This is a genomic window from Roseovarius sp. SK2, assembly GCF_028807495.1.
Classification (GTDB): Bacteria; Pseudomonadota; Alphaproteobacteria; order Rhodobacterales; family Rhodobacteraceae; genus Roseovarius; species Roseovarius confluentis.
This window is the reverse complement of sequence record NZ_JARAMK010000004.1, coordinates 202,503-224,047: the sequence shown is the minus strand read 5'-3', so window position 1 is coordinate 224,047 and position 21,545 is coordinate 202,503. Positions and strand designations below refer to the sequence as shown.

Below are 21,545 nucleotides of genomic sequence, written 5' to 3'. Positions count from 1 at the left end.
CAAGACCCGCGAGGTTAGCCTGCCGCGGTGCTCGTCAGGCGCTTCAGTTGCTTGGTGATGAAGTCCCGCGTGTTGCCGTCGGTCAGCTTGCCGTCCTCGATCTTTCCGGCGGAGCCGCCGATGGCGATCTCGAACCCGGCCTGAACGTTCGCGTTGATGACCGAGAGAACCTGGCGCAGGTCGTAATGCGCGGTGAGGCCTGCCGTGGCACCCGGCGACTGGGTGATGATCAGCGTGGGTTTGCCCGAGAAGGGCGCGTTCGGCTCTTTTGACATCCAGTCGATGGTATTCTTCAGCACGCCCGAGGTGCCGCGGTTGTATTCTGGTGACACCACGATGATGGCGTCCGCAGCGGCCAGCTTCTCGGCCAGGTCGCGGACAGGCTGAGGTGCGGTATCGCCGTCCTTGATGTCCTCATTGTAAAGCGGAATGTCGGCAATGTCGTGCCGGGTGACCGTCACGCCTTCGGGAACGAGGTCTTGCAGGGTGTCGGCCACGGACGTGCTGTGGCTGCCCTTGCGAAGCGAGCCGCTTATGGTGGCGAAATTCAGTGTTTTGGTCATGGTCATGTCTCCTTTGACACCAGACATAATCGGTTTGTGGATGAAGGAAACAGAAAGGTTCGCAGGCGTTCTCTGCGTTGGCGCACAGAAGTGAGGCTGGCGTTGACCATTGCGCATCGCTGCTTCAGGGTCCGGCGCGTGTTCGCAACAGGAGAGACTCATGCCAAAGGCCCTGATCGTCATCGATGTGCAGAACGATTTCTGCCCCGGGGGGGCGCTGGCCGTCGAGGGCGGAGACCGGATCGTGGCCGGGATCAACACGATGATGCGGGATGCGGGCGCCGTGATACTGACGCAGGACTGGCACCCGGCCGGGCATTCGTCGTTCGCGTCGAGCCACGACGGAAAAGCGCCGTTCGAGGTCATCGACATGCCCTATGGCTCGCAGGTTCTGTGGCCGGACCATTGTGTACAGGGGACGAAAGGCGCCGCGTTTCATTCCGACCTGGAAACCGACCGCGCCGACATGATCGTGCGGAAGGGATATAACCCGGCGATCGACAGTTACTCGGCTTTCTACGAGAACGATCACGAGACACCCACCGGCCTGCATGGCTACTTGCGGACCCGCGGAATCACCGAGTTGGTAATGGTCGGGCTGGCCACGGATTTCTGCGTGAACTACTCGGCGGTGGATGCAGCACGGCTGGGTTATCCGGTGACTGTGCTGCGTGATCTGTGCCGGGGGATCGACCTGGACGGGTCATTGGAGATCGCGCTGAAGGACATGCGTGCGGCGGGTGTAACGCTTGCCTGAGGGCCTGATCCGAGAAATCGAAGCCTGCCGTATCTGCGCTGACCGTTTTGCCTTAACGCAGACCGCCCATGCGCCGCGTCCTGTCGTGTGGTTCCGGCCCGGGGCGCGAATCCTCATCGCGGGCCAGGCGCCGGGCATGCGGGTGCACCAGTCGGGCAAGCCATTCGACGATCCGTCGGGCGACCGGCTGCGCGACTGGCTGGGAATGACGGCGGAGCAGTTCTATGACATGCGCCGGGTGGCGGTGATCCCGATGGCGTTCTGCTTTCCGGGGTATGACGCCAAGGGGTCAGATCTGCCACCGCCGAAGATCTGCGGCCAGACTTGGCATGACCGGGTGATGGCGGCCTTGGGGGAGGTCAAGTTACGGGTGATCGTGGGGGGCTATTCGCATCGCTACCACCTGGGCGAGAAGGGACCGGTGACCGAGACGGTGCGCAACTGGCGCGATTATGCGCCGGGGGTTTTCCCCTTGCCGCATCCGTCGTGGCGCAATACCGGGTGGCTGAAGAAAAACCCGTGGTTCGAGGCGGAAGTTCTGCCAGCACTGCGGGAAGAAGTGAGGCGCGCACTGGATGACTGAAACGACACATTTGGACCGGGCTCATGTGGCGATGGAAGCGGGCGGCGAGGCCGAGCGTCTGTGCTACTACCAGACGTTGACGGCGGCGGAACTGTTCCTGCTGCTGGAGGCGGAGGCCGAAGAGAATGATGTTGTGCCGCAAGCCTTCGAGTTGGAAGGTCGGACCTTCGTGCTGGCCTTTGATACCGAAGAGCGGCTGGCAGAGTTTGCCGGGGCAGAGGCGCATTACGTCGCGCTTTCGGGTCGGGCAGTTGCCGAGATGCTGGCCGAGGCAGGGCTGGGCCTTGGCCTGAACCTCGAGTCCGGGCCGCAGGCAGCGTTGTTGCCGAACGAGGCGATGGTCTGGCTGGCCGAAACGCTGGCCGAGGGTCCCGAAGAGGTGGAAGCGCAGCCGGATTCATTTCATCCGCCCAAGGGATTGCCTGAAGCGCTTGTTACCGCGCTCGACGCACGGCTGGCGGCGGCGGGCGGTCTGGCGGAACTGGCGTATCTCGTGGGTGTGACCTATGACAGCGGGGCCAAGGGCCACCTGCTGGGTGTGGTCGATGCCGTGCCCGAGGCGGAGCCGGCCATTGCGCGAGCCGTGTCGGAGGTGCTGGCGCTTTCCGGACTGGAGGCCGGATTGCTGGACGTGGGATTTTTCCGAAGCTCGGACCCGGCGGCGGCGCGGATGGCATTGGTGGGGCTGCGGTTTGACTTGCCCAAGGCTGAAGAGGCGAGACCGTCGACACCGGGGACCGATCCAGCGAAGCCGCCAAAGCTGCGGTAAGGAATTTTTTCCTTAGATAGGATGAGCCGGAATTCTCGCAATTTCCGCGCTCTTCTTCCGGCCTCGCTCGGACAGTGTCAGCGTGGGTCAGTAGCCCAGATCGCGGTCGACGAGGTGAAGCAGTGGCTCGCCCGCCTCACCACGGCGGATGTTTTCCACGATCACCTGCGCCGCGGTATCGGGACGGGTTTCCGAGGCAATATGCGGCGTCACTGTAACCTTCGGGTGAGCCCAGTAAGGATGCTCGGGCGGTAGCGGCTCGGTACGGAAGACGTCGAGGGTCGCATGGGCGATGTGACCGCCGTCAAGCGCGGCCAAAAGAGCGTCATCGTCAATCAGAGGGCCGCGTCCGGGGTTGATCACAACGGCGCCGGACGGCATCTGCGCCAGCGTGCCGGCGTCAATCACGTTCTCGGTCTGCGGCGTGTCGGGCAACAGGAGCACGACGATTTGCGCGGTTGAGAGTGCCTGCGCAAGACCATCGTCGCCATATAGGCAGGTAATCCCGTCTATGGACTTTTGGCTGCGCGACCAGCCTGTCACAGGAAAGCCAAGATGCACGAGAGCTTCGGCACAGGCCTGGCCAAGGGCGCCGAGGCCGAGAATTGCCACCGGTCGGTCCTTGGCCAGTGGCGGCACGTCGTGACGCCACGTGCCGTCCTGCCCCAGAACGTGGGTATCGGTGCCAAGGTGATGGCGCAGGGTATGGCCGGTCACCCATTCCACCATGCCGCGCTCCAGGCCGTCATCGACCATGCGCGTCAGCGGTTGGGTCAAGGTGTCGTTGCGCACAATGCCTTCGACCCCGGCCCAAAGGTTGAGCACCGCCTTCGCACGGGTGAACGGCGCGAAGTCCTGCACATCGCTGTTTGGCGCATAAACGATATAGTCGACCTGGTCCGGCGGCAGGTCCGTGGACAGGGTGTATTCGGTGATCCCGGCGTCGTGGAGTGACTTGCGCAGGGGGGCTTCGTAGTCCGCCCAGCGTTCGGCGCTGGCGGCGAATAGGATATTGAGAGACATGAGACCTACCGGGGGCGATGGATATGAGCGCTTTGCACCAGGCCGAAGCCCAGCATGAGGATGAGCATGGCCGAGCCGCCATAGCTGACCAGCGGCAGTGGCACGCCGACCACGGGCGCAAGGCCCATGACCATCGACATGTTCACCGCGAAGAACAGGAAGAACGTGACGACGACCCCCAGCGTCAAAAGCGACGAGAAGCGGTCGCGGTTCGCCAGCGCCGAGGTGACGCAGAAGACGATGATGAGCGCGTACAGCATCAGCAGCGAAATGGCTCCGACGAATCCGAATTCCTCGGCCAGCGTCGTGAAGATGAAATCAGTATGTTTCTCGGGCAGGAAATTGAGCCGCGACTGGGTGCCTTGCATGAAGCCCCGCCCCGTCCAGCCACCGGATCCGAGCGCGATCTTGGACTGGGTGATATGGTAGCCCGCGCCCAAAGGATCTGACGCGGGATCCAGGAACGTGTCGATACGGCGGTATTGATAGTCTGCCAGCAATTGCCAATCGGTGCCGCGGCTCTTGAAAACCGCCGTGACCAGCCCGCCGATGGCGGCGAGGACCGCAGCGAAATAGGCCCAGTGGACGCCCGCGAGGAACATGATAAGCCCGCCGCCGGTGATCAGCAGGATTGAGGTGCCGAGATCGGGCTGACGCAGAACCAGCGCCACCGGAACAAGGATCAGAACCACGGGTAGCAGAACCCAGAGCGGGCGAGACGTCTTCTTCAGGGGCAGCCAATCGTAATAGGCCGCCAGAAACATGACCAGCGTCACCTTCATCAGCTCGGAAGGTTGGAGGCGCATAAAGCCCAGGTCGATCCAGCGCTGCGCGCCCTTGCCCTCGACGCCGACCAGTTCGACCGCGATCAGAAGAAGGACGGAGACCGTGTAGGCCAGCACCGACATGTTGCGCCAGAACCAGATCGGGACCATGGCCACGAAGAACATCACGGCAAAGCCGAGCGCGTAGCGTTTTGCCTGCGGTTCGGCCCAAGGGTTAAACGTTCCGCCTGCAACAGAGTAGAGCATCAGGATTCCGATGGCGGCGACCGCCGTCAGCAAGAGCGCCAGAGGCCAGTTGAGGTACAGAACCTTGCGCAGGCCCGAAGGCGTGTCCTTGACGGTGTATTCAAGATAGCTCATGCAGCGCCCCTTATGCCCGGTCGCTGTCTTCGCTGCCGCGACGGTCGAGGCGCGAGCGCAGTTGTTCCTGCTGAGTCTTGATGCGGCCCCGGTCCTTGGACGGGTAGGCGTCAAGCGGGGGATCATCGCCGTACAGTGCTTGAAGGGTGATGTCGCGGGCGATGGGGGCCGCTGTCGTGGAGCCGCCTCCGCCATGTTCGACGATCACCGCCACAGCGACCTTCGGCACCTCGAACGGTGCGAAGTTGACATAGAGCGCGTGGTCGCGGCGTTCCCACGGCAGATCCTCGTTGCGGAAAACGCCGCGGGCACGTTCGGCGGCCGTGATGTTCCGGACCTGGCTGGTGCCCGTCTTGCCGGCCATGCGAAAGGCGTCTTCGATGATCCTGCTGCCATAGGCCGTGCCGCGCCGATTGTTGGACACGGCATACATCGCTTGCCGGATTTCGCGCAGGGTATTTTCGTTCAGGCCAAGCGGCTCGCCCCGGTTGGGCGGCTCCTCGACGCCATCGACAGAACGCACCAGTCGCGGTGACACCGAGCGGCCGGTGGCCAGCCGGGCGGTCATCACTGCAAGCTGCAATGGTGAACTGAGCACGTAGCCCTGGCCGATGGCGGCGTTCGCCGTGTCGCCGATGCGCCAGTCCTCGCCGCGCGAGGTCGCCTTCCACAGCTTGTTGGGGATGAGGCCGCCGGCGACGGACGTCATCGGCAGATCATGTTCGAGACCGAGACCGAGGCGCTTGGCCATTTCCGCGATCTTGTCGATGCCGACGCGCAGCGCGAGGTCGTAATAATAGACATCGCAGCTTTCGCGCAGCGAGCGGTGCAGGTCCACGTTGCCGTGCCCCGCGCGTTTCCAGCAATGGAAGCGGCGGTTCGCGACCTTAAGAAACCCGGGGCAATAGACGGTCTCGTTGGGATCAACCTGTCCATCCTCCAGCGCCGCCAGCGCAGTGACCATCTTGAACGTCGAACCCGGGGGATAGACGCCTTGCACGGCCTTGTTCGGCAGGGGGCGGTACTTGTTGTCCAAAAGCGCCGAGTAGTCGGCCTGCGATATTCCGCGCACGAAAAGGTTGGGGTCATAGCCGGGAGTGGATGAACAGGCCAGAAGGTCGCCGGTGTCGCAATCCATGACCACTGCGGCGGCGCTTTCGCCTTCCAGACGGGCAGTGATGTAGGATTGCAGCGCATTGTCGAGCGTCAGCTGGATGTCCGCGCCGGCCTCGCCTTCGACCCGGTCCAGTTCGCGCATCACGCGGCCAGCGGCGTTGACTTCGACCCGCTTGGTGCCCGCCTTGCCGCGCAGCGTATCCTCGCGCCGGCGTTCAAGCCCGATCTTGCCGATCTGGAAGCGCGGGATCAGCAACAGCGCGTCGGGCGCGTCGATGCGTTCCAGATCGCGGTCGCTGACCGGCCCGACGTAGCCGACGACGTGCGAGTAATCCTCGCCCATGGGATAGTGCCGCGACAGGCCCACTTCCGGCGTGACGCCGGGCAGGGCGGGCGCATTCACGGCGACGCGGCTGATATCCTCCCAACTGACGCGGTCTGCCACTGTCACCGGCGTGTCACCGCGCAGCTTGGCGAGGTCTTCGCGCGCCTTTTTCAGCTCTTCGGGGTTCAGCCGCACGAGCTTGGACAGGCGTGCGATCACGTCCTCGAGGTCACCGGCCTGTTCGCGAATGATGTTGATCCGGTAGGAGGGAATGTTCTCTGCGATCACCCGCCCCTCGCGATCGAAGATGCGGCCGCGGGATGGCGGGATCAGGTGGATATTGATCCGGTTCTCGTCCGCCAGCAAACGGAACTGGTCGGCCTGATCGACCTGAAGGTAGCGCATGCGCAGACCCAGAAGACCCACGAAGCCCGCCATGCCGCCGCCCAGCACCAAGCCGCGCCGGGTGATGCGGCGCTGGCTTTCGGTATTGTCGCGGGTGGGGCGCTTCATGTCCGGCCTCCGAGTGCGTCGATGTCACCAGGGGCCAGTTTACGCACCCCGAAGACAGATTGCGAGACCAGCACCACTAGCGGATAACAAATCATTGTCATCAGGAGCTGGATGAAGCTGAGGCCCAGCGGCGCCTGGTCGACAAGCAACACGGCTAGGATTGTGCGGTAGGCCAAGGTCATGACGACCAGTGTCGTGGCGACCGAGACCCATTCCACGGCAAAGGTCAGGTCCCGAAGGCCGATATGCCGCGCGCGCAGGGTTTCCGCCGCGATCAGCACCAGCGCGGCCCAAAGGCCGGGCGGGCGATGGAACATAAGGTCTCCCAACAACATCACGCCCGCCACCAGAAGGGGGGGCACGTATTCCGGGCGGCGCAGGATCCAAGCAAAGGTCAGCGCGACGATCAGGTCCGGCCCCGCCCAGCCACGTGGCAGGGTTTGCAGCGGCAGCAGGCTGAAGAACATCACGAACAGCGCGAGCCCGAGATAGAGCGCGCGCATCGTCCACATCTGCAAGGCAACATTGTCACCCATCGGTGGCCTCGCTGGTCTGCGCCTCGGCGGGTAGTTGCGGCTCCGGATCGGGGTCGGCACCCTGCACGACCGGGACGGACGGCTGAATTAGACTGCCGGGATCAAGCACGCGCTCATGCCCGTAATTCCGCAGAACGCGCAGGAATTCCAGGCGCTCGTAATCGGCGGCCAGGCGGACACGCATACGCCCGCCCGGGTCCTCGGCCAACTGCCCGACCAAGAGGCCGGCCGGAAAGACCTCGCCATCGCCCGAGGTCAGCACACGATCGCCAGGGCGCACCTTGTCCGGCGCCTCGATGAAGTCGATGGGCGGCGAGGCGGTGTTGTCGCCGATCAGCAGTGCCTGCTGGCCCGACGGCTGGATCGTGACGGGGATGCGGCTGGACGTATCGGTCAACAGGATCACCCTTGCGGTATTGTCGCCCACGCCCGATATACGGCCCACCAGCCCCAGCCCGTCCATAGCCGCCCAGCCGTCGACGATGCCGTCGCGGGCGCCGACGTTGATCAGAACGGATTGCCGGAAAGGCGAACCGCTGTCGGCCAGAACGACGCCGGTGACGAAGGTCAGTCGCGGGTCAAGCTGGACGTTGTTCAGGTCGAGCAGCCGCGCATTCTCCTGTTCCAGCTGTAGGGCGGCCTCTTTCCAGGCTTTCATCTGCTGCAATTCGCGCCGCAGTTCCTGGTTCTGCTGGTAGATGCGCTGGTAGCTTTGGAAATCGCGCAAGATGTTTACGGCACCGGTGACCGGCGCCATGGCCCAGTCAAAACTGGGCACGACCCGGTCGATCACCTGCGCACGGAAACGTTCCACGCGGGGACTGTCGATCCGCCACAACACGAAGAGACCGATCAGGCACAATACCAGTAGCCCCAGAAGCAGACGCTTCAGGGGAGCGGTGTAGTCGCTGCTTTGGTTGCGGTCCTTGGCCAAGCGTTACCTTCGATTGCAGATTGGGTTTACTCTAGCACAGAGCATTCGATGTCTTCGATTCCCCTGACGTAATTGATGACCCGCGTTCCGTCTTGTAGCGTTTCATATGAGACGACCGAGCGACGATGTGTTGTTTCTCCATCGAACGTGACCCCGAAAATCGTCATCTCGGACGGACCCGAGATCGGGTCTTCGTAGAAGATGGAAAGTTTGAAATTCTCGTCATGCGGACGCAGACCAACGACCTTGCCCGGAACGGTCTCGCCGTAGGTGGTTGTAATCTCGGCAGTCGCCCCGGACCATTTGATCAGGGTTCTCAGGATCACTCCGCTGGCGTCTTCCCTGTGAACACAATCACCGGTCTGGGGCAGGGCGGAGCCCGCATTTGCGGCGGAGGCCAGCAGTGCGAGCAACAGGGAGAGGATCATGAAACGTGGCATCATCCGACCTCTTCCCGCAGGGCTTAACTGTCGTAGTCGATGGCGTGGCGCAACTGCTTCTCGAATTCCAGGGCCTTGCCCGTACCGAGCGCCACGCAGTTCAGGCTGTCATCGGCGATGGACACGGCCAGCCCGGTCTGTTCGCGCAGGGCAAGGTCCAGATCGCCCAGCAGCGCGCCTCCGCCGGTTAGCATCACGCCACGGTCGACGATATCGGCCGCAAGGTCCGGCGGAGTGGCTTCGAGCGCGGTCATCACCGCCTCGCAGATCTGTTGTACGGGTTCGGCCAGCGCCTCGGCCACCTGGGCCTGGCTGATCTCGGTTTCCTTGGGCACACCATTGAGCAGGTCGCGGCCGCGGATCTGCATCGAGCTGCCGCGCCCGTCGTCGGGCATCCGAGCGGTGCCGATGGAGGTCTTGATGCGCTCGGCGGTGGATTCCCCAACCAGCAGGTTCTGCTGGCGGCGCAGGTAGTTGATGATCGCCTCGTCCATGCGGTCGCCGCCGACGCGGATCGAGCGGGCATAGACGATGTCGCCCAAGCTCAGAACCGCGACCTCGGTGGTACCGCCGCCGATATCCACGACCATGTTGCCGGTGGGGTCGGTGATGGGCATGCCGGCACCAATGGCCGCCGCGATGGGTTCGGCAACGAGGCCGGCGCGCCGCGCGCCGGCGCTGAGCACGGACTGACGGATGGCGCGTTTTTCAACGGGAGTCGCGCCGTGAGGGACACAGACGATGATCTTGGGCTTGGAGAAGGTCGAACGTTTGTGCACCTTGCGGATGAAGTGCTTGATCATCGCCTCGGCGGTGTCGAAATCGGCAATGACGCCTTCGCGCATGGGGCGGATCGCCTCGATCGAACCCGGCGTACGGCCCAGCATCAGCTTGGCATCCTCGCCCACGGCCAGCACCTTCTTGACGCCGTCCTTGACGTGATAGGCGACCACGGAAGGCTCCGACAGAATGACGCCTCGCCCCTTGACGTAGACCAGCGTGTTGGCCGTGCCGAGGTCGATCGCCATGTCAGCGGTGAAGAGCCCGGGGATTTTGTCAAAGATGGACATGGGTGCCTGCGTCCTGTGGTTTGAATAGTGATTTGGTCCCCGACTCGACCGCCGGAAACCGTTCGCTCTTATAGAGTGGGCGATTGTCGGGTGAAAGGGTGGTTTCGGGCCTGCTAAGCGTCAAATTGCCGGGCGTGATCGCAATGCGCCAGTCCTGTGCGGTCGCGGATGTGCCAAAACCTGCGATCAATAGAGAAGGTAAGCGCTCGTGGGCGCGCAGTTCAGGTGCTGCACGAATTGGAATGAGGCGATCACCTTTCGGTGATCATGGTGCTGCTGGGGAGGATTGAACTCTAGGATTGTAATTTCAACACATTGATAAACATATATAAAAAATGGCGCCATGCAACCTCTGTGTAGGAGGCGCGTGTAGCGCTTCACTGATAAAACAGACGTCGCTCGTAGGCTTCTTGCGAAAATACCTGTTGGCATTGGAGGTTTGCTGCGTCCGCGGCTCAAGTTAGCGCCCACGGGCGCAATTGAGTTTGGTGCGGCACTGCCAGCGTCGCCGGACTGGCCATTTAGTGCATCGGTCATGTTGGAGTTTGCAGAATTCGACCATGGAGCGATGGGGGCCTCGATCAGGTCAGCAAGTTCGCCTTGACCCGGTCCCGCATCGCATGGACAACTGCCATTTCCCGCACCAATGATCTTGTAAGATCACCACCAAGGACCGCAATTGAGACATATCCCCAACTCCCGGAAAAAGCGCTACCTGAAGGAACTAGACGATACATTAGCTGCACGCGTCCGGGTGGAGGCCTATGAAGATCAAGTGGAGCAGCTCGCGCGTCAATGCCGCAGGGGCCGGCTCGACAAGGCTACGCGGACCCGCACAGTGAAAGACTTGCTAAACATCACCTGCGCCACTGATGACCCGCATGTCGTCAGCCGGCGCGCGAGAGCCTATGAAAAACAGACCACCGGAACAGCGCTGCGGCTCTTTGCCGACGAGGAAAACAGCCGGTCGCGCGAGGAATCGACCAAGTATGGCGTGATGAGTTTTCGATACACGGTGGCACGCGAAGCCGCGGTCCTTTTCGTTGGCTACGTGCCCTTCCGGATAACGCGCCATGCATTAATTCGGCTGATGGAGCGCTCACAGATCGCTTATAATCAGGTTTCGGCCGCGAATTTCGGCATGGCTGAGATTGCTCAGTCGCTTGCACATATCATTCCCTATTTGCCAGTCTTCGTTCTCGGCAACATGGCCAGCGGGCATTACCACTTCGGCATCCGGATTGCCGATGGCATCCTGCTTTGCAACCTCTTCGAGGAAACCACCTATTACGAGGCCTCCTACCGGCTCGTGAGCAAGTATGGGGTAGCGCACCACCATGGGCGCTCGGTCTTTGGCAACCCCGAGGATGGCGTCTCGCGCGTTGTGCTGGCCAAGACTTGGATAGGACCCGAGGAGATACGGCCCGGCCAAGCCGAGTTGATCACTCAGGTCGAGGCGGTAATGGCAAGGAAAAGGCGTCTGGCGGCGAGCTTTATGGACGCCGATCTCTACCGCTCGCCCAATTGGATCGACGACGATTTACCCGACTATGTCTCGTCTCCGACGCAGGAGATCACCGATCTCGCTGTCGAAGTCGCCCAGATCATGCGTAGTGATGCCTACCACCGCGAGTTCGTGCCCCGAGAACGCTGACCTCGGGCCATCAGTTCAGATGTTGCGCGCGGCGGCACTCATTTGAGTGCGGAAATCTCCAAATGGTCTGTGAGGTATCCAATAACATCCGCCTTGAGCGATGGCAGGTCAAATCTGCATGGCGAAGCCTGTGGGCGGTCAGTCTGGACAGCCGGCTGCCTTCAGAAATTTAGCGTTGGCGCGAAGACCAGAGTCGGTGTTTGGCCCCACCCAGAAGAACCGAATGGGGCCGAATGTTGTGCTGGCTACCGGGCTTGTTTGGAAGCGGCCTGATTGGCATAGAAATCTGCTTCTTCGTTGCGAGGGTCGCCATCGTGACCGCGGACCCATTCCCACTGGACTTTCAGTCCTTCGGTGACCGCCAGAAGTTGCTCCCAAACCTCTTGGTTCTTGACGGGATGTCCGCTCGCTGTGCGCCATCCCTTAGTTCGCCACTTCGGGAGCCGTTCAGTCATCCCCAAGACGACGTATTGGCTATCCGAAAAGACTGTGATCGTGACGGGTTCGTTTCGTTTGATTTGGCGCAAGCCCGCGATGGCCGCCATCAACTCCATCCGATTGTTTGTGGTTTCCGGTGCGTTGTTGAGGACGACACGTTTCTTGGTTTCGACGCCATTTTCGTAGCGCCGGACAACTGCAGCGAAGCCCCCTTTGCCGGGGTTACCAAGGCAGCAGCCGTCAGTGTGAATAGTGATCTCTGTGTTAGTCATGAGTGAGTTTCCTTGCGGTTTTTTGGGGGTGTTAGGCATGGCGATTAGGCAGTCGGTTTTGTGGTCTCGCCAAACTCGGCCTACTCTCGCGCCTGCTTGAGACCAGCAGGCATCGAGGGCGTTTCAGGTTGGAACTTGAGGTGGACTAGGCAGCGGTCATGAGCCACGACGTCAAACGCGAAAAGTCGTCTTCTTCGTCGATGAGCAGGTCGTCATCCAACTCGATACGGTGCACTTTCTGGGGGATGTCACAGCCTTCCACGGCAAATTCGATTTCGTCACGACGAAGAGGACCAAAGTGACCCAGACCGTGATATGGGCCATTGGGACGAAGCGGGTCGAGAAGTTCACCATATTGGTTTTCATCCCTGACCATGATCACCTTCCGGAAGACAGGCTCAACGGTTGCAGAAACTGGACGCTTGGGTGACCATGTTTCCGCGTCACCTTCAGTCCAGAGGGTCTCTTCCATCCATTGCACGAAGGTGTTGGCCTTGATCGCGTTGAACCCTTTGACCCTTCCTTCTGCGAAGCGGCAAACTGCCCTAGGGCTTATCAGGCTGCCCCTATTGCGGCGACCATCGGTGAACCTGAAAGGCGTGTCGGTGATCTTGATTATGTCTGGATAGCCGATGCGCGATAAGCGACGGGCATATCCACCACCGCCACCATCTTGTTGAAAGCCCATCGCCTCCATGACGGTAGGACCAGCGAGCCAAAGATTGCCATTGGTCCTGATGACATCAACGGATGTTCCGTCAACGTCGTGGGTGGTATGAGTGAAGTCATCGACGAACAGGGGAATGCCGTCGTGATCGACAAGGTCGGTCATCGTGTCTTCCTTATCTAACTTAAGGGCATTGCGGGGTATTTTCTGCGGGGTATTTCTGCAGAGGAGGGTTGCCAGGGACTTTTGACAACTTGGCCAAAGGATTCCTCCTTCCCCGCGAAAACGCTAGAGGAGTCGAATGGTCAGGCTTCTCAAACATTGATTGCACCCTTCCGCTCATGCTCGCGAAAGCAAATCTGGTCTTTCTGTTCAGACGTTGCGACAGATGTCTTGGGGTCTCAGATGCTGGTTCATAGCTGGGCCAAGGCTCACTAGGGCTATGGTGAGTGTAAATCGGTTCGCAGTCTGAGTGACGCTCTTCACTGCTAGGGCGTGGGTTTGTTGCCGAGTGAGGCAGTTGCGAGATGTTGGGGCTAGTATGGGGGTTTTTCGATACCTCCCCTCGGTTGGCAACCCGGTTCCCGTCATGGCTATGCTGTGGGTTTATTATTGCAGGCGATAACAACCCGACCATCGGTGCTCCTTGATCGGTGCCAGTTAGGCTATACACCGGTGAATGGTCAGGGTGTCCTTAAGCTGGGCAACAAGATGATCGCCTCAGCTCCTAGGCACAATGCTGCGTAGTCCAAGTATGTGGGTTATTCTCTCACATCCCCCACTTCGCCAGTGCCGCTTCTGCCTTCGCAGGGTCTTGAGCAATCCTGATGACCGCGTTCCGGTTGATGCCTGTTGCCTTCGCAATGGCCGAATGCCCCTGACCAGCATCCAGCATCGCGTTCACCGCCTCAAAGCTAGCCCTGTCGAAGGTCGGCTTGCGCCCCTTGAACTTCTCCGGCGAAGCCGCCTTGTGGTGCTCTATACCGGCCTTCTGGGCTTCCTTTGTAGCCTCGGCCTGTGCCTCTGCCATGGCAGCCATGAAGCCGATCAGCGCGTCTCTGATGGCCTTCTGAGTGGGGTCTTTGGTAGTCCCGTCGAATACCATACCGTTGATCACGGTCTTGATCGTGACACCTCTACGGATGAACTCGCGGATGGTGTCGGTGACGTCCTGATAGTTGCGTCCAAGACGGTCTACCCAGCGGACCACCAGCGTGTCACCTTCACGTAGAAGGTCGAAGAGACGCTTGCCGCCTTCCCGGTCTGCCAGCTTGGTGGTCACCCCGGAGGTGCCATGATCGGCCACCACTTGGTCAACCTCAAAGCCAGCCTTGCGGGCTTGTTCAAGTTGGTGGTCGCTGGTCTGTTCGGTCGTGGATACTCGGACGTATAGGATGGTCTTGGACATGAGGTCACCTGTTCACAGAGCTTCTGTTCACATGATTGATGCGTTCACAAGATTAAGTCAACCCTAGTGAACACACTTTCTGTGTCCGCTCGTGATGTTCTTTGAGGTATACCCTAATGAACATGGTTCCATGGAGGCACATTCCGATCTGCTTTGTCAGACGACCTCTCGAAGAGTGGTCCAGCGGGGTATTCCTCTTTGCAAGCCAACAAGAACTTCTGCGTCAGAAGTGCAAACCCGACTGCGAGTTAGGAAGCATCCCGGCTTGGTTGCCTTTCCATCAGGCTCGATTGAACTATTGCCACGCCGTATTCGAAGAACAACTGGTCGCCGATTTTTTGATGACCTTGGACCTCTCATCTTCGCGCAGGCAACGGCAGCCCAATCGAATGCGCCGCGCCACGTCCTATCAAAGAAGACGACACCCTGCAGGTGCTCCTCCTCGACCATGCCTTTCCAGTTGCTTGAGCAACCCGGCGACAGTCCGTCTACGGCTATTCCGGAGAGGCTGCCAAAAGCGGTGCCGTGGTATAGATATCGCATTCCAAGCGGCACTTGAGCTTGTAGTTCATCCGCCAGCCTAAGGTCGCCGTTTCGATTGCTGAAGATGAAGTCCGCCATGCTCATCTGAGTGTGTATTTTGAAGCTCGCAGCCGCTTTGGTTAGCAGATCGCGAAGCTTGGGAGGAAGCGTTGGTGAAGATAGGGCTTCCGATATTGATGTGAGATGGCCCTCTCTTTCTTCATGGTCCCAAGTCGGGCAAAGCAGAGCATCTGCGCACTCAAGTAGAAGCTCCAAGACGCTTAGCTTATTCATCGGTAGCTTTTCATCGACCACCCCCACGGGGGGAACTTGCGTGCTGCTCATCCTATTCTGACCTGTCACATTTTTCCGATGAAATCATTCTGCATCTTCACCCAATTCTTCGGCTACGCTGCGGAACTGCTCGAGAGCCGCTTCGAGGTTCTCAACAATCTCTGCAGCCAGAATACCGGGTTCGGGCAAGCTGTCCAAATCTTCGAGGCTGTCGTCTTTGAGCCAGAAGAGATCGAGGTTTAGTTTGTCCCGCCCGATCAGGTCCTCGTAGCTAAACCGACGGAAGCGCTCGGTCTCTTGTCGGGCATGATAGCACTCGATGAAATCGTCGAAGTCTTCGCGCGCCAACCGTTTGGTCTTTAGTGTCTTGTGGACGTTGGTCCGATAATCGTAGACCCAGAGCGCCTTTGTCTGGGCATCTCGTGATGCGGACCGCTTGTCGAAGAAGAGGACGTTCGCTTTCACACCGGGGCTATACCAGATGCCCGTTGGCAGCCTCAGTAGCGTGTGGAAGTTGAATTGCTGCAGCAGCCTCTTGCGGATGCCTTCACCAGCCCTCCCGGCTTCGAAAAGGACATTGTCGGGGAGGACCACTCCGGCGCGCCCGTTGGTCTCGAGGCTGGTCATGATGTGTTGTAGGAAGTTGAATTGCTTGTTCGAGGTCGTGAACTTGAAGTCCTCGCGCTCGTAGCTTTCCGTCTCCGTCGAGACTTGGCCATCTTCGCCAATCACCTTGTAGCTCGACTTCTTGCCGAAAGGCGGGTTGGTGAGTATCACGTCGAACCGGCCTCCGCCGTCGAAAGCCAAGGCGTCACCTTGCACCACGGGGCTGCCGCCGTTCCCGATACCGTGCAGATAGAGGTTCATCGCGCACAAGCGCACCACCTCGTCCACGATGTCGACCCCGTAGAAAGCCGAATGGCGCAACTGGCGTAGCTTCTCGCGGTCCTGGGACTGCACCTTCATGTGGTCATATGCTGCCAACAGGAAGCCACCGGTCCCGCAAGCCGGGTCGCAGATGCTTTCTCCCACTCTCGGATTGACGCATTGCACGACGGTCTCGATGACCGGACGCGGGGTGAAATATTGCCCAGCGCCTGATTTGACCTCAGATGCGTTTTTCTCGAGAAGGCCCTCGTAGATTTCGCCCTTAACGTCGACCGTAAGGCCGACCCAAGGTCCTTCCTTGTCGATCAAGCTGACGACGCGTTTGAGCTTTGCAGGGTCAGAGAGCTTGTTCTGGGCCTTGCGGAAGATCGTGCCAATCAGCCCGTCTTCCTTCGCGAGAGCCTCCAGCGCGTGCCGGTAGTGCGTCTCAAGAGCGTCACCGTCCTTCGACGCCAGCGTCAACCAGTTCCACTGCGAGGGAACCGATGACGGCTCCCCGAGGAGGTCGATGCGCTCTTGGTCCATTTTCAGGAAGAGAAGATAGGTGATCTGTTCGATGTAGTCGCCATACGAGATGCCTTGGTCACGCAGGACGTGGGCGTAGTTCCAGACCTTGGAGACGAGTTGTTCGTTGGTCACTAAGAAGCCTCGTAGGATTGAGTGATCAGGGGCATAGCTTTCTCTAGGTCATCATGAGAGCAGATGGTCAACTCGAGGTCGCCCGTTCCGAAGTGCCCTATGTTGCTGACGTCGCGCGAAAACCCGTCTTCGAGTTCAACTGTCGATGGGTCGACCTTCAGGTATACGCGAACGGCACCAACTTGCGGCCTAATTTCGACGCAGGCGAAGTTCTTGATGCGCCGGAAGGCGATGTAGAGTTGCATCGTCTTCTTGATGACCTCGTCACCAAAGCTCATCAGGAACGCCTCGAGGTCGGCATAAAGGTTCTGCAGGTCTTCGTCGGCGTCAGCCAGATATTCGGTCACCGTCTTGTATTTCGTCGCCTTCGGGTTGGTGATGCCACCATTTCCGTTGATCGCCGGGGTTGCAGAGACCGCCGTAAGGAGTTCCAACGTCAGAAGATCATCGCCAAAGGTCTTGTAGCGGACAAGCTCGATGTTGCGGCCCATCTGGTTGACCGCGTGGGTATCATACTTGGTGAAGTCTGCAGCGATGCAAATGAGGCGCGGCGCGGCCCAGTCGATCTGCTTGGCCCTCTCGGCCCCAAGGGTTTTCATGACCAAGACCTCAAAGTCCCCGCGATGGTCGAGCAGCCAGTCCAGATAGAACAGGCCTTGGTTGATCACGTTCTCGCTCGAGGTTCGCTTATATTCGATGATCACCGGGGAGCCGTTTTCGTCGAGGCCAAGAGTATCCATCCGGCCGCCATTTGAGGTGACGTATTCGGAAGCCAAGAAACGCACTCCTAGGACCGCATCAAGGTTCTTTTCGAAGAGCGTCTGAAGGGCCTTTTCAAGGGGCGATGATGACCCGGCGAGTTCAGAGAAAGCGCTACCCTGTCGCCGGAAGAGTTTGATGTCGCTCATGCGATAGCCTTTCTGGCTTTCGATGCTGGCCCTTCGGAACGGATGCGGGCGAGAAGAGCGCTTGCTGGTTCTTCGAAGGCATCTTGCGCGACAAGTTTACCTGAGAACGCCTGTTTCAAAATGGACTGACGAAGTGCCGAGGCGCGTGAAAGTTCTGTCTGGCACCATGTTTCAACTGCCGAGACGCGAGCAATCTCTTCCCGAATTCGTGTAACGATCTCTTCTTGTTCTCGGACCGAAGGTAGAGCTAATTTGACCTCCCGTATGTTGGTTAGGTTCAGTCCCGGCTTACCGGCACCATAAGCAAACTGTTCTAGCTGCTTCCTTCCGGCAGTTTCGGCGACCAAAGCCCAATAAATGAACCCCGAACTGACTTCGTCTGCTACTCGCAGGAGAGCCACATGTTGACTGACATAAGCCTCATCAAGGTCTGCCGCCACTAGCGCTGTCTTAGTTACGTTCGCGCCCGTAATAGTGATGAGGATATCACCTGCCTGCACCAGAGTTCGAGTGCCTTCAGACTTGTCGGGCAGGCTGACGAAAGCCACATCCTTAAGGTCCAAACGGTCGTGTTTTAGGTTTTGCGCTCTGATGAAAATTGCCCCGCTTTGGGCATAATATTTCGCCCAACCTCGAGAGCCAGATGTAAGGAAATCAGTCACTTCTCCCAACTCGACCTCTCGCCACCTGGGAGCCGAATGTGTCTCTCTCCAATCTGAGGTCAGTTCCCCCGCCAAGGCGGCCTTCAAGACCGACTGTCGGTAACGCTTCAGGAGCACCTGCACCTGCCGCACCGCTTCTTCGCCTTTGTCGAGTTGGGCGAATAGCGTTTCGATCTTCTCGACGATGCGAAGCTGCTCAGGAGCAGGGGCAACCGGCAACGCGACTTGACTAAGTTTCGATGCGTTTACGTTTGGAACTGCAATTCCCGCTGACTTCTCCTCAATCTGCGACCAATAAAGTCGAGAGGCCATGAAGTAGTCGATGTATTCCGGAGCGATAAAGGGTTTGAACCGGACCAAATAGGACGCAAAGACTGCGCTATTGACGTCTTCCTTGACGAGGATGCTCTTACCTACTGAGCCTGCTCGGGCAACCAGTATGTCACCCTTGGCTAGAAAGTAGTCTTCTGGGTTCTTTGGTTCCTGCACACATGTTGGCACGGTATCCCAATTGACCCGCCCTGATGTTATATCCGAAGTTCTAAGCAGTTTAAGCTTAGTGCCATTCCGAGCCGCTTTTGTTGTCCACCCATACTGCGGTTTGCTAGCAACCTCCCCTAGGGTCGCCATCGACCATCCGCTCGGTAAGGTGTCTGCCTCATTCACGCGACGAGCGCTCCTTGCAGATCATCAAGCATGTCGTTCAGGTCCTCTCCAAAAGCCTTCTGGGCCGCCACGATGCCTCCTCGTCCGGTCAAGGTCGGGGCCTCCATGAAGTCGCGCGGTGCGATCTCGGCATTTGCCGCTATAAACGACGAGATGGCGCGTAGCCACCCTGCCTGCTCCTCAGAATAGTTCCTCCCCGCTTTTTTCTCACGGCCCAGCCAGAGGTTGAAGCGCTGCTCGACCTTGTCTGCGAAGGGCTCCAACATGTCTTCCTGCCCCAGCGCGAACCGGACAAGTGACACCACCTCAGTCAGTTGATCATCTACCGGAGCACCGCGAACCTTCGCCGCGTCAAGGCGCTTGTATGCCTGCCAGACATTGGCTGTGACGAGGTAGTGCGGGGGTGCTGTAAGGGCATCCACAAGCTCCCGGATGGCGGTGTAGGTGAGCCTCTGCTGTCCCCGTGGCTGGTTGTAGAGGATTTGCAACGCGGTAAGTTCATCCCGGTTTTCCTCGATGAAGTCACGGAAAGTCTTTACCGTCTCTTCGGCCCGCTTCAGGTCGAACCCTGCGCCGGTCACCTCGTCGGGAGTCGCCTCGTCGATGACCTGTTCGGATTTCTGTTTGAGCAGCTTGAGCAATTTTCTAGTGTCCGGGTTGTCAAGCGGCCTGCACGCGGTTTCGATCAGTTCCTCGATCACCGCTTGTTCCTGCTCAGGCGTGGTCATGGTGCCATGCACATGCTCAATGTTGGCCTGCTGTTCATCTGGGTCGATGGCGTCGAGGAGCGTATTCGAAAGATCACGCAAGCTCTTGCCTCCCGTCACCTCTGCAACCTTCGCCCGGTCCTCGTCCTCGAGCTTACGGTCGAGTGTTGCGAGGCGCGCGGCAAGCGACGACAGGGCATCCTCGTCCCTGCGACCCTGTGCGATCTGATCGAGGAGCGCGTCGAAGCTCACAGACCGTTTGCGCTCGAGAGGTTGAGAGGCAGATTTCTTGGTCTCGGAGACCCCGACGGCATCAATAAGGATGAACCGGGTTTTCGTTCTGGCATCTGGTGTAACGGCGCGAAGGTCGGCATCGGGGATGGTGCGGACCCCGCGACCCTTCATCTGCTCGTAATAGCCTTCTGACTTCACGTCACGCATGAAGATCAGGACCTCGACCGGTTTGATATCGGTGCCAGTGGCAATCATGTCGACGGTCACCGCGACGCGTGGCAACGGGTCCACGCGGAATGTCTTGATGAGCGTCTTTGGGTCTTCTCCCGTATTCCGGTAAGTGATCTTCTTGGCGAAATCGTTGCCTTCTCCAAAGACCTCGCGCACCGCGTGAACGATCTCTTCTGCATGATTGTCGTCCTTGGCGAAAATCAGCGTCTTGGGGAGCCATTCGCCTGACCGCTCTGGGAAGAGTTCCGTGAAGACACGGTCTTTGTAGGTTTGCAGTATGGTTCTGATCTGGTTCGGGTTCACGACTGAGCGGTCAAGGTCCTGACCGGTGTAATCGAGGTCCGCATCAAGTTCCCTGTAGCGCACCGCTCGGGTTCGCTTGTCCCTGACGGGCACCTGAAAGCCTGCTGCCTCCACCTTTCCCCCTGCCTCGGTCACGCGGGTGCGGATGCGGTAGACTTCGTAACCCACGTTCACGCCATCCGCCACGGAGCGCTCGTATGGGTATTCCGCGACGAGGTTCTTATTGAAGAACCCGAGGGTGTGCTTGGAAGGGGTCGCTGTCAGGCCGATGATCGAGGCGTCAAAGTATTCGAGAACCTGACGCCACAGGCCGTAGATCGAGCGGTGGCATTCGTCAGTGACAATAAAGTCGAAGGTCTCGATGGGGATTTCAGGGTTGTAGGCGAGCGGTGGGATTTCGCCTTCTTCACCTTGCCATGTCTCGAATGCAGACGCCTCCTCATCTTCAGGCTCGATCTCTTGGCCTTTCAGCATCGAATAGAGACGCTGAATGGTGGTGATGACCACCTTGGCATCTGCGTCCAAGCGGTGGGAGTGAAGGTGCTGGACGATATACGTGTCGGTGAACCGGTTGGCAGAACCATGAGGCAGGAAGTTCTGGAACTCCTTGAGTGTCTGGTCGCCCAGATTATTGCGGTCGACGAGGAACAGAATGCGCCGCGCGCCTCCATAGCGGATGAGCCGATGCGAGAACGAGCATGCCGTAAACGTTTTCCCTGCTCCTGTAGCCAACTGGATCAAGGCGCGTGGGCGGTCTTCCGAGAAGGACTTCTCCAAGCCGGTGATGGCTTCGATCTGACAGTCCCTCAAGCCCTTGGGGTTCAACTCGGGGAGCGCCTGCAGGCGGCCTCTCAGGGTGTCATTTTCCTTCAGCCAAGCAAGTAGCGTCTCGGGCCTATGGAAGGCGAACAGGCGGCGCGAGCGAGGCTTGGGGTCAGACATGTCACGGAAGAAGGTCTCGTCGCCGGTGCTCTCATAATCGAAGCGCAACACGTCCTGCCATCTAGCCAAATGGTCCGGGAGCTTCGCCATGTATTTCTCGGACTGATCAGCTACTCCACTCAAGGTGACGCCAACTTTCTTGGCTTCGATCACGCCTGCCGCTTTGCCGTCGACAATCAGAAGGTAGTCGCAGGGACCAGCCGGAAGCTGGAACTCCCTAACGGCAACCCCAAGCGCTGCATTCCGGTTCATCTGATCGCGGTCTTGAAGGACCCAACCAGCATCTAAAAGCAACGCGTCGATTTTGGCTCTCGCAACCTGTTCCGGTGCAACCAC

19 protein-coding genes are annotated in these 21,545 nt (G+C 59.4%); 4 read left to right on the top strand and 15 right to left on the bottom strand.

Features of this window, described 5'->3' with window-relative positions; genetic code table 11:
- Positions 1–14 precede the first annotated feature (14 nt).
- Entirely contained in the window at positions 15–563 is a 549-nt protein-coding gene (locus PVV74_RS10350) for an NADPH-dependent FMN reductase (protein WP_170067191.1), read from the bottom strand.
- 160 nt (positions 564–723) lie between these two features.
- Here PVV74_RS10350 and pncA point away from each other — a divergent pair, with 160 nt between their 5' ends.
- Genes pncA through PVV74_RS10335 form a run of 3 tightly spaced genes read left to right on the top strand, consistent with a single transcriptional unit; the run spans position 724 to position 2,672 of the window.
- Positions 724–1,320: a bifunctional nicotinamidase/pyrazinamidase gene (gene pncA, locus PVV74_RS10345; protein WP_103763444.1), complete on the top strand. Its 597-nt coding sequence runs from the start codon at positions 724–726 to the stop codon at positions 1,318–1,320.
- Entirely contained in the window at positions 1,313–1,903 is a 591-nt protein-coding gene (locus tag PVV74_RS10340; protein WP_103763229.1) for a uracil-DNA glycosylase family protein, read from the top strand. Before pncA ends, PVV74_RS10340 begins: the two co-directional genes overlap by 8 nt.
- Positions 1,896–2,672, top strand: coding sequence for an SseB family protein (locus PVV74_RS10335; RefSeq protein ID WP_274593103.1), 777 nt, complete (start codon positions 1,896–1,898; stop codon positions 2,670–2,672). The genes PVV74_RS10340 and PVV74_RS10335 overlap by 8 nt, the downstream gene beginning before the upstream one ends.
- An 87-nt stretch (positions 2,673–2,759) precedes the next feature.
- Here PVV74_RS10335 and PVV74_RS10330 read toward each other — a convergent pair whose 3' ends face one another.
- Genes PVV74_RS10330 through PVV74_RS10300 form a run of 7 tightly spaced genes read right to left on the bottom strand, consistent with a single transcriptional unit; the run spans position 2,760 to position 9,774 of the window.
- Positions 2,760–3,695: a 2-hydroxyacid dehydrogenase gene (locus tag PVV74_RS10330; RefSeq protein WP_274593102.1), complete on the bottom strand. Its 936-nt coding sequence runs from the start codon at positions 3,693–3,695 to the stop codon at positions 2,760–2,762.
- A 5-nt stretch (positions 3,696–3,700) separates the two neighbouring features.
- Positions 3,701–4,840 carry a rod shape-determining protein RodA gene (rodA, locus tag PVV74_RS10325; RefSeq protein WP_274593101.1) on the bottom strand — a complete coding sequence of 380 codons (1,140 nt, stop codon included), beginning with the start codon at positions 4,838–4,840 and terminating at the stop codon, positions 3,701–3,703.
- Between the two features lie 10 nt (positions 4,841–4,850).
- A complete protein-coding gene (gene mrdA / locus PVV74_RS10320) occupies positions 4,851–6,794 on the bottom strand; it encodes a penicillin-binding protein 2 (RefSeq protein ID WP_103763233.1) in 1,944 nt (647 codons plus the stop codon).
- A complete protein-coding gene (locus PVV74_RS10315) occupies positions 6,791–7,330 on the bottom strand; it encodes a rod shape-determining protein MreD (RefSeq protein ID WP_274593100.1) in 540 nt (179 codons plus the stop codon). Before PVV74_RS10315 ends, mrdA begins: the two co-directional genes overlap by 4 nt.
- A complete protein-coding gene (mreC, locus tag PVV74_RS10310) occupies positions 7,323–8,264 on the bottom strand; it encodes a rod shape-determining protein MreC (protein ID WP_103763235.1) in 942 nt (313 codons plus the stop codon). The genes PVV74_RS10315 and mreC overlap by 8 nt, the downstream gene beginning before the upstream one ends.
- 26 nt (positions 8,265–8,290) lie before the next feature.
- The gene (locus PVV74_RS10305) at positions 8,291–8,707 is read right to left on the bottom strand and encodes a hypothetical protein (protein ID WP_274593099.1); all 417 of its coding nucleotides are present in this window, start codon (positions 8,705–8,707) and stop codon (positions 8,291–8,293) included.
- 20 nt (positions 8,708–8,727) lie between these two features.
- Positions 8,728–9,774 (bottom strand): rod shape-determining protein, encoded by a 1,047-nt coding sequence (locus PVV74_RS10300; RefSeq protein WP_057792035.1) that lies wholly within the window; start codon positions 9,772–9,774, stop codon positions 8,728–8,730.
- Between the two features lie 679 nt (positions 9,775–10,453).
- On the opposite strand from PVV74_RS10300, the gene PVV74_RS10295 reads away from it, so the two are divergent.
- The gene (locus PVV74_RS10295; protein ID WP_274593098.1) at positions 10,454–11,428 is read left to right on the top strand and encodes a hypothetical protein; all 975 of its coding nucleotides are present in this window, start codon (positions 10,454–10,456) and stop codon (positions 11,426–11,428) included.
- A 245-nt stretch (positions 11,429–11,673) separates the two neighbouring features.
- On the opposite strand, the gene rnhA is transcribed toward PVV74_RS10295, so the two are convergent.
- From rnhA to PVV74_RS10260, 7 genes are all read right to left on the bottom strand, one after another.
- Positions 11,674–12,138: a ribonuclease HI gene (gene rnhA, locus PVV74_RS10290; RefSeq protein ID WP_274593097.1), complete on the bottom strand. Its 465-nt coding sequence runs from the start codon at positions 12,136–12,138 to the stop codon at positions 11,674–11,676.
- A 145-nt stretch (positions 12,139–12,283) separates the two neighbouring features.
- Positions 12,284–12,970: a hypothetical protein gene (locus PVV74_RS10285; RefSeq protein ID WP_274593096.1), complete on the bottom strand. Its 687-nt coding sequence runs from the start codon at positions 12,968–12,970 to the stop codon at positions 12,284–12,286.
- A gap of 604 nt (positions 12,971–13,574) precedes the next feature.
- Complete coding sequence (locus tag PVV74_RS10280) at positions 13,575–14,213, bottom strand: recombinase family protein (RefSeq protein ID WP_274593095.1); 639 nt, start codon at positions 14,211–14,213, stop codon at positions 13,575–13,577.
- Between the two features lie 900 nt (positions 14,214–15,113).
- Positions 15,114–16,556, bottom strand: a complete 1,443-nt coding sequence (locus PVV74_RS10275; protein WP_274593094.1) for a type I restriction-modification system subunit M — start codon at positions 16,554–16,556, stop codon at positions 15,114–15,116.
- Entirely contained in the window at positions 16,556–17,464 is a 909-nt protein-coding gene (locus PVV74_RS10270; protein ID WP_274593093.1) for a DUF5655 domain-containing protein, read from the bottom strand. Before PVV74_RS10270 ends, PVV74_RS10275 begins: the two co-directional genes overlap by 1 nt.
- A complete protein-coding gene (locus PVV74_RS10265) occupies positions 17,461–18,792 on the bottom strand; it encodes a restriction endonuclease subunit S (RefSeq protein ID WP_274593092.1) in 1,332 nt (443 codons plus the stop codon). The genes PVV74_RS10270 and PVV74_RS10265 overlap by 4 nt, the downstream gene beginning before the upstream one ends.
- Complete coding sequence (locus PVV74_RS10260) at positions 18,789–21,545, bottom strand: type I restriction endonuclease subunit R (RefSeq protein ID WP_274593091.1); 2,757 nt, start codon at positions 21,543–21,545, stop codon at positions 18,789–18,791. Before PVV74_RS10260 ends, PVV74_RS10265 begins: the two co-directional genes overlap by 4 nt.

Coding starts and splice junctions, on each gene's coding strand:
- rodA (WP_274593101.1), bottom strand. CDS start 4,840: ATGAGCTATCTTGAATACACCGTCAAGGACACGCCTTCGGGCCTGCGC.
- rnhA (WP_274593097.1), bottom strand. CDS start 12,138: ATGACTAACACAGAGATCACTATTCACACTGACGGCTGCTGCCTTGGT.
- PVV74_RS10300 (WP_057792035.1), bottom strand. CDS start 9,774: ATGTCCATCTTTGACAAAATCCCCGGGCTCTTCACCGCTGACATGGCG.
- PVV74_RS10330 (WP_274593102.1), bottom strand. CDS start 3,695: ATGTCTCTCAATATCCTATTCGCCGCCAGCGCCGAACGCTGGGCGGAC.
- PVV74_RS10350 (WP_170067191.1), bottom strand. CDS start 563: ATGACCAAAACACTGAATTTCGCCACCATAAGCGGCTCGCTTCGCAAG.
- PVV74_RS10285 (WP_274593096.1), bottom strand. CDS start 12,970: ATGACCGACCTTGTCGATCACGACGGCATTCCCCTGTTCGTCGATGAC.
- PVV74_RS10270 (WP_274593093.1), bottom strand. CDS start 17,464: ATGAGCGACATCAAACTCTTCCGGCGACAGGGTAGCGCTTTCTCTGAA.
- mrdA (WP_103763233.1), bottom strand. CDS start 6,794: ATGAAGCGCCCCACCCGCGACAATACCGAAAGCCAGCGCCGCATCACC.
- PVV74_RS10335 (WP_274593103.1), top strand. CDS start 1,896: ATGACTGAAACGACACATTTGGACCGGGCTCATGTGGCGATGGAAGCG.
- PVV74_RS10305 (WP_274593099.1), bottom strand. CDS start 8,707: ATGATGCCACGTTTCATGATCCTCTCCCTGTTGCTCGCACTGCTGGCC.
- PVV74_RS10315 (WP_274593100.1), bottom strand. CDS start 7,330: ATGGGTGACAATGTTGCCTTGCAGATGTGGACGATGCGCGCGCTCTAT.
- pncA (WP_103763444.1), top strand. CDS start 724: ATGCCAAAGGCCCTGATCGTCATCGATGTGCAGAACGATTTCTGCCCC.
- PVV74_RS10280 (WP_274593095.1), bottom strand. CDS start 14,213: ATGTCCAAGACCATCCTATACGTCCGAGTATCCACGACCGAACAGACC.